The sequence below is a fragment of the Bacillus sp. GMs2/2 genome, assembly GCF_050172095.1.
Taxonomy (GTDB): Bacteria; Bacillota; Bacilli; order Bacillales; family Bacillaceae_G; genus Bacillus_A; species Bacillus_A cereus.
This window is the reverse complement of the sequence record NZ_JBNLYE010000230.1, coordinates 1-6,473: the sequence shown is the minus strand read 5'-3', so window position 1 is coordinate 6,473 and position 6,473 is coordinate 1. Positions and strand designations below refer to the sequence as shown.

Here is a 6,473-nt window from a genome sequence, read left to right as displayed (position 1 = left end):
CATCAACAATAGAAATAATTTCCTTTTTATATCCATCGCTAAATTATTCCAATTTTTATTATACATTTCTTTATAATTCTTTGATAAATGTGAAGTAACATCTCCTATTTTATCTAAACAAAGGTTCTCCCACTTTAATTGATTAATACTTTTACTAGCCAATTTTAAAGTTGGTACTATCTCAAAATCAACCTCTAATTTTCTAGTGTGTGATAAAAAATCAATTCTACATAAAGACTGCACGACTTCATTTTCTAATCTCACTTTACTTCCTCCATCAAGGTTTTGGTTTTGGTAAATTAATTCTCCCCGGTATTCTAGGCACGAAATCATCAGCAAAAAGACCAGCATTTATTTGTTGCTTGATCGCTTCTGAAACTGCTTTGTTTACTTGTGCTTCTGATAACCCTACATTAATTAAAGAATCTCTCAATGCATTGTTATAGTCTGTTAAATTAGGCTTAAGCCCTGCTAGATCTCCATTTTTCCTGTAAATATTCCAAAAATCTTCTAAACTTTTATGAGCATTGTAATGGGGGCTATCTATATCTTTAAATATATTTCCTTCCAATTTTACAGAAAGTCCGTCATTTCTTGGAATATAGTCTCTAAAAGCAGCATCTTGATTCAAATGATGTGCTTGACCTGAAATTTCTTTATTTTTCCTCAGATTTTTGTATGAATCAATTAAGATATCATCGAATTCATTAGCCCCACTGGCTCCCTTACCAATATTACCAGTACCCTTAACCCCACCACTCTCCAGATTCGAGATCCTACTCTGAATACTCGCCTTTGAGGCATCATGGGCTTCTTGGAATTTCTCGCTATAGTTCGTTCCAGATCTAACGACACTTCCATCTGGCAGTATTTCTACACCTTTAACGAATGGGGTTACGGAGTCCACACCTTTTGCTAATGTATTTTCAATTATATAATATTCACAACTTAATCCATCCAACAAGCCTTAAAAATAATCTATATTGGTTTTCACTTATTTATCATTGTCTAATATCTATAAGAAAAAAGCACTCGCTACCAATCATAGGTTTTCGAGTGCTTCAATGTATATACTTCCCGTCATATTTAAATCATTTTTAAGATTTGTTCCTTAACGTTTTCGTCAAACTTGGCTCCTTCTACCTTTACTCCTGTCCAAACTACATTGTCAAGTTTAGCACCGGTAAAATTCGCGTTAGTAAAATCACCATTTAAAAGGGTCGCTCCCGTTAAATCTGCGTCAGTAAAATCTGCATTTCTAGCGTTTACTTCTGATAAATTAGCATCTTCTAAATATGCTTTTTCAAAGTTACCTTCTGTAAGATTCGTGTTGCTGAAATTTGTTCCCGTACAGTCAGCCTGTTTTGCATCTATTTTATATAAATTTGCTCGTCGAAAAGTAGCATGATTTAATATCGTTCCAACTAATTCTCCATATGAAAAATCAACTTCATCAAAACATGTTTCAAAACAACTACTTATATTTACCTTAGCATATTTCATATTGGCTTTAGAGAAATTAGCTTCACCAAATCTACAATCTGCAATATGTATTTCCTCTAAATTACAGCTCCTGAAATCAGCAAACTCAAAATCACAATCAAAAAAAGATGCTCTCATTAGTGAAGAAGCTCTTAAAAGGACTTGTTTTGCCATGATACCCTCTGCCATCACCTCTGACAAATCTGAAAAAGTAAGATCTAAATTGCTCATATCTAGCCCATCTATAATTTCATCATTGTATTGAGATCTATTTAATATTTCCATGACTCTTATTCTATCATTATTTTTCTCATCCATGATTACAAATTCCTTTCATTTAACTTTCCAGATACTCCTTCCAAGCAACATTTGGAGAATAAGTTACAACCATTCGACTTTCATGAAAACTTGGCATGGCCATTACTTGAGCTGGTTCTAAGTATTTCATTACATGTAACCAACTATCAAGTAACATATCTATATTGGCTTCTAATGGATTTTGTAAAAGGTCTATACAAATCCCACCCCAATCCAGCTCTGATACGACAGCTGGGCTATTTAGTAATAATTCCTTATCAAACATGTCTAAAATATGACCACTCAAATATGTTCTAGTGCCTATCCCCAAAGGACCGTTAGGAAGAAACCTTACCGGTATAGGTAAGGCAGACATATTCATCCACATATGTAACCGTTCACGTTCCGTATTCCATGGATAAGACGCTTTCCAAAAAATTTGCGACACCCCAAAACGTGGTTTTACAATTTCTGCGATTTGATCGGATAACTCAAAAAAAGCAGACCATAAACTTTTAGGTATTGATTTATGAAACTCAAACTCAAGATATGACCTATGACTCCAGTTAACTTTAAAGCTTCCTCTATAGTGCACTGCTTTATCACGATACAAGTGTACTTCTGATACTTTACGTTCCAAAATCACCTTTTCAAGAATTTCCTCACGATTATATTCTACCCGTACGGTTTCACTGTTACCCCAATGAGTAGGAGCAAATTTTTCATTCGAATCAAACACGCTCAAAAGACGACCTAGTATCTCTTCCTGATTAATCGATACTGTAGGATACATTGCAATTGTAAAATAATTAGGTTTCATTTAAATCCCCCTTAATACTAAAAAGTAAAGTTACATACTTATCTATATTTTTATCCATATACCTCCACCAGGGATATCTGGGTGCGCTTCCCACTTATGTGTCACTTTACCACTATTTGGATCAGTATAGAAAATGTCACTCTCTTTCGCTAAAGGCCCACTTGGTCTTGGATGAGGAGGAATCCCATTCGAATCAGGTTTATCACTTGATATTGTCACAATATGACTTCCACTTTTATCTTCGAGCATCTCTCTTTCAGCTCGCATTTGACTGTCATTATGAATAACGTGTTCTTTGTCACTTATTTTGTGTTTGTGATCATGAACTAAATCGATTTCATCCTTAGCATTACGACCTATACTATCTGGACGCGTAAGATGCCCTTCACTGGATGTATACGTAACAACCTTGCCAGAGTTATTGTCCTCTAATGTACGATTTAGGTGTTCTCCCAAAGCTTTTCTCCCTTTTATTTCTTCTTCTCTTCCTCGCTCTTGACTTTTCCTTAAATTTTCACGCTTAACATCCCACTCTTTACGTTCTAAAGGCTCTTTTGTTTCTTCACAATGACGATTATACCTAATGTTATCTGCTTCCTTATAATCCCCTCGCGCTTTGGCTTCATCTATTTTCATTCGATAGTATTTTTCTCTTTCCGGAGTTAACTTAATTTTGTTTGGGTTTGCCTTACTACTATCCCCCGTACCCTTAACCCCACCACTCTCCAAATTCGAGATCCTACTCTGAATACTCGCCTTTGAGGCATCATGGGCTTCTTGGAATTTCCCGCTATAGTTCGTTCCAGATCTAACAACACTTCCATCTGGCATGATTTCTACACCTTTAGCGAATGGGGTTACGGAGTCCACCCCTTTTGCTACTAGACCTTTAATGAAGTAGTCCGCATCATTAATCTTATCTACGGTTTTCCAGCCTTGTATTTTTAAATTTTTTAATAGATTATTTTCCTTAAGCGATTGTACCACATTTCCACCCAAATTTGGATTAAAACCAGGCATTCCTTCTTTGAATTTTAATAATTTCGCTAAATCAGCTAATTCACTCGTGCCTTTAAATGCTTTTACTCCTTTTCCTACTGCTCCAACAACTGGGATTGCATCTATTCCACCAAAGATGATTCTTTCTGTCCGCTCTTCTTGGCTCAATTTCCGGTGTGTTCCCCAGTCTTCTCCGTCGATACCGCTTTTTATTTGTACACCTCCGTATACTACTGCGGCAGCGGCCCCGAGTGGTGGACAAAGGATTGTTGTGATGATGATTCCTACGCCTATTCCTATGTCTCGCACCATTTCTAGTTTTTTCTGTTCATCTTCTATCGATTTGTATTCAAATCCTCGTGTGGATGGGACTACTTTCTTGTATTCTTCATAATTTAATTTTGCATCCGGATTTTGTTTTTTTAGTTCTTTGTATTCCTCTCTCAGTACGTTATCAAATGCAGGTGAATCTTTAAAAATATCTTCTACTGTTATTTTATCTTTCTTCTTCTGTATTGTTTGTGGTACACTTCCGTAGCCCGCATGCGCACCTGGTAATACTGTCGTTGTTGTAGAGCCAATTCGGTTATTTGTTTCAAAACTGAGAATAGATGTATCTCTCATTTTTTGAGCGAATTTATCCATTTCTACTAAAAAAGGTTTATCTATATGTTCAGACACCAATCGCCCTGCTTCTCCGCAATATTTTTGTAATGTCGTATAACTATCAAGTAATTCCCCAATTTTTTGCGATTGATCTTTAGGATTAAAATGTATACTACCATCCGAGTCTAAATCTCGTATTCTTCCATCAATTCTTTTTAATGATTCATTTGCTTCCCGTAATTTCATGAGTGCATCTTTTGTAATTCGATTCATACCATCCCCCATGTTTTGCCATGGTTCAGGTCTATATTTCACATCCATCTCGTTTTCATCCCCCCAGCCGTATGGTGATTTCTACAACTTACTTAATATTTCACGTAATTGTTCGTCCTTTTCAAGCATTTCTACACATACATTCCCTACAACTGTCGCTGACCTAGAATAGTGTTCAGCCAATTCTAGTGTTTTGTGTAATATATCAGGATATTTTTCAATTACTCTCATCGCTTCACCTTTTTGATAAAAATCACAGCTTAATAAACTCTCAATATTCGTTCCAATGACGTCTACATGGATTTTATATATATTTTCTAACTTCATTACTATATCAAGTAGTTCTTGAAAATTAACTAATACTTCTTCTCCACCACCAGAACCACTATCTCCCATTGATACTTGCATTATTGAATACCTCCTAACGAGAATTGTCTCGGGTCAATTAACTTTTTATATGGCATTTTTAACACGTCATACAATTTCTTATTAACCGCATAGAGGCTCACCCAGTCATATCGATTACGATCTACATCTATTTGAACGAAATCTTCTCCTTCAGTGAAATATAAGAAACATTCCCATTTTCCTCCTCTATTACTTCGAGGCCTCGTATACGTTTCTATCGCTATAACGTCTTTATTTGATAAATCTTTTTCCTCAAATGTTTGTTGTTCTTCTTCTGTCATTCTCTTTGAGAAAAATGTATCTTCTATTTCCCTCGGTTCTCTCAATAAGAAAGGAATGCGTGTTAATAATGAAAAATATACGTCCGGTTTTGGTATGTAGTCGATCTCGTATTTTTTATTTGGTTCTATTTCCGTTAATACAGCCACTCGGTCTTTATCCTCTTTTAAAAAGCCAATTAATACATTATTCATTCTCGTGTATTCATGACAATTTTCATATTCCTTTAATAGTTCAATTATTTGAAAAGCTGCAGGGGTAATTCCATTTTCACTTGTAAGTAGGCCTTTTTCTTTTAAACTCGTAGTTGCTTTCGTGACACATTCTGCATCAAGTAAAATAATTGCGTCACGGTTTGGCAATCCAAATATATCCGTAACTCCAGCTGCACCTGCGAGAACATATAATTCAGCAGGTGCAAAACTCATTTCTTTCCCCATTCTTTTATCCCTCGTTTCTCCATCACAGTTGTTTTATCGCTCTTACTTCCGATCTATCTCCGTACGTTTGGATGCTTTTATCTAACTCTTTCAAAGCTTTCGTATGCCCCTCAAATGCCTCTACCATTTCTGAATTATATTGAATGATTAAATCAAGATAACTTAAAAATGCATCTCTCGTTTTTCCATTCCATTTCGCACCTGTGACATATGCTTTTAAGTCTTTCGCTTGGTTTAAAGAATCCTTCATACCATTTTCAATGTTTTGTGCGTAAGAAATGGCACTTGCAGTGTTACTTCCTATAATTTCAACCTCTTTACCACTCATGTTAGTTCCCCCACATTCTTTGTATGCTTAATGGATAAGATTTTCAAGTTCCTTTTTCTTTTCTTCAAAAGCCTTGGTCGCTGCGGCATATGCTGACGCTTTCTCCGATTCTGCTTTCGCTTTATATTCCAAATACTTTGCATAAGCTGTACTTTTTGCAGATCCAATATCGCTTAATGCACTTTTAAAATAGGATAATACTGTATTTAAGTCTTCATCCTTTTCATGACGTTTTTGCTCAAATTCAACTGCCGGAATTTTATTAGCTTCTAAGCCATTACTTTTACTCTCATAATCTCTCTTCGCTGATTCAACCTCTTGAATGAATTGCTTTAACTCTCTTTCTTTATCTTTTAAATAATCATGTAAATCATCATACCGATCTCGTTTCCTCGCACTTTCTGTAAAACCAGACGCATTTAAAAAAGCATTGTACAATTCATCTAACATCTTTCTCCCCCTTTAGCACAATAACTATGTAGTTAAATTCGTATATTTAAACATGAATATTCATTACATTAAGAATTAACAAATAATTATT

Annotated in this window: 8 protein-coding genes and 1 pseudogene; all 9 read right to left on the bottom strand. The window is 35.3% G+C overall.

The features are described 5' to 3' along the window. Positions 1-264 (bottom strand): annotated as a pseudogene (locus ACQGS6_RS20860) (hypothetical protein); the annotation flags it as partial. A 13-nt stretch (positions 265-277) separates the two neighbouring features. After that, entirely contained in the window at positions 278-964 is a 687-nt protein-coding gene (locus ACQGS6_RS20855; RefSeq protein WP_326318585.1) for a type IV secretion protein Rhs, read from the bottom strand. A 122-nt stretch (positions 965-1,086) separates the two neighbouring features. Then, positions 1,087-1,800, bottom strand: a complete 714-nt coding sequence (locus ACQGS6_RS20850; protein WP_326318586.1) for a pentapeptide repeat-containing protein — start codon at positions 1,798-1,800, stop codon at positions 1,087-1,089. A gap of 19 nt (positions 1,801-1,819) precedes the next feature. Further along, positions 1,820-2,599 carry a hypothetical protein gene (locus ACQGS6_RS20845; protein WP_326318587.1) on the bottom strand — a complete coding sequence of 260 codons (780 nt, stop codon included), beginning with the start codon at positions 2,597-2,599 and terminating at the stop codon, positions 1,820-1,822. A gap of 42 nt (positions 2,600-2,641) precedes the next feature. Continuing rightward, positions 2,642-4,525: an ADP-ribosyltransferase gene (locus ACQGS6_RS20840; protein ID WP_426965520.1), complete on the bottom strand. Its 1,884-nt coding sequence runs from the start codon at positions 4,523-4,525 to the stop codon at positions 2,642-2,644. Between the two features lie 33 nt (positions 4,526-4,558). Then, positions 4,559-4,885, bottom strand: coding sequence for a hypothetical protein (locus tag ACQGS6_RS20835; RefSeq protein WP_001198201.1), 327 nt, complete (start codon positions 4,883-4,885; stop codon positions 4,559-4,561). Then, positions 4,885-5,604 carry a DUF5081 family protein gene (locus ACQGS6_RS20830; protein WP_074625635.1) on the bottom strand — a complete coding sequence of 240 codons (720 nt, stop codon included), beginning with the start codon at positions 5,602-5,604 and terminating at the stop codon, positions 4,885-4,887. The genes ACQGS6_RS20835 and ACQGS6_RS20830 overlap by 1 nt, the downstream gene beginning before the upstream one ends. A gap of 22 nt (positions 5,605-5,626) precedes the next feature. Then, entirely contained in the window at positions 5,627-5,932 is a 306-nt protein-coding gene (locus ACQGS6_RS20825; protein WP_000014538.1) for a WXG100 family type VII secretion target, read from the bottom strand. Positions 5,933-5,959: 27 nt separating this feature from the next. Continuing rightward, entirely contained in the window at positions 5,960-6,382 is a 423-nt protein-coding gene (locus ACQGS6_RS20820) for a hypothetical protein (RefSeq protein WP_048657059.1), read from the bottom strand. Between the last annotated feature and the right edge of the window lie 91 nt (positions 6,383-6,473).

Excerpts from the sequence above, each read along its gene's own strand:
- ACQGS6_RS20820 (WP_048657059.1), bottom strand. The coding sequence starts at position 6,382 with ATGTTAGATGAATTGTACAATGCTTTTTTAAATGCGTCTGGTTTTACA.
- ACQGS6_RS20825 (WP_000014538.1), bottom strand. The coding sequence starts at position 5,932 with ATGAGTGGTAAAGAGGTTGAAATTATAGGAAGTAACACTGCAAGTGCC.
- ACQGS6_RS20845 (WP_326318587.1), bottom strand. The coding sequence starts at position 2,599 with ATGAAACCTAATTATTTTACAATTGCAATGTATCCTACAGTATCGATT.
- ACQGS6_RS20835 (WP_001198201.1), bottom strand. The coding sequence starts at position 4,885 with ATGCAAGTATCAATGGGAGATAGTGGTTCTGGTGGTGGAGAAGAAGTA.
- ACQGS6_RS20850 (WP_326318586.1), bottom strand. The coding sequence starts at position 1,800 with ATGGATGAGAAAAATAATGATAGAATAAGAGTCATGGAAATATTAAAT.
- ACQGS6_RS20840 (WP_426965520.1), bottom strand. The coding sequence starts at position 4,525 with ATGGATGTGAAATATAGACCTGAACCATGGCAAAACATGGGGGATGGT.
- ACQGS6_RS20830 (WP_074625635.1), bottom strand. The coding sequence starts at position 5,604 with ATGGGGAAAGAAATGAGTTTTGCACCTGCTGAATTATATGTTCTCGCA.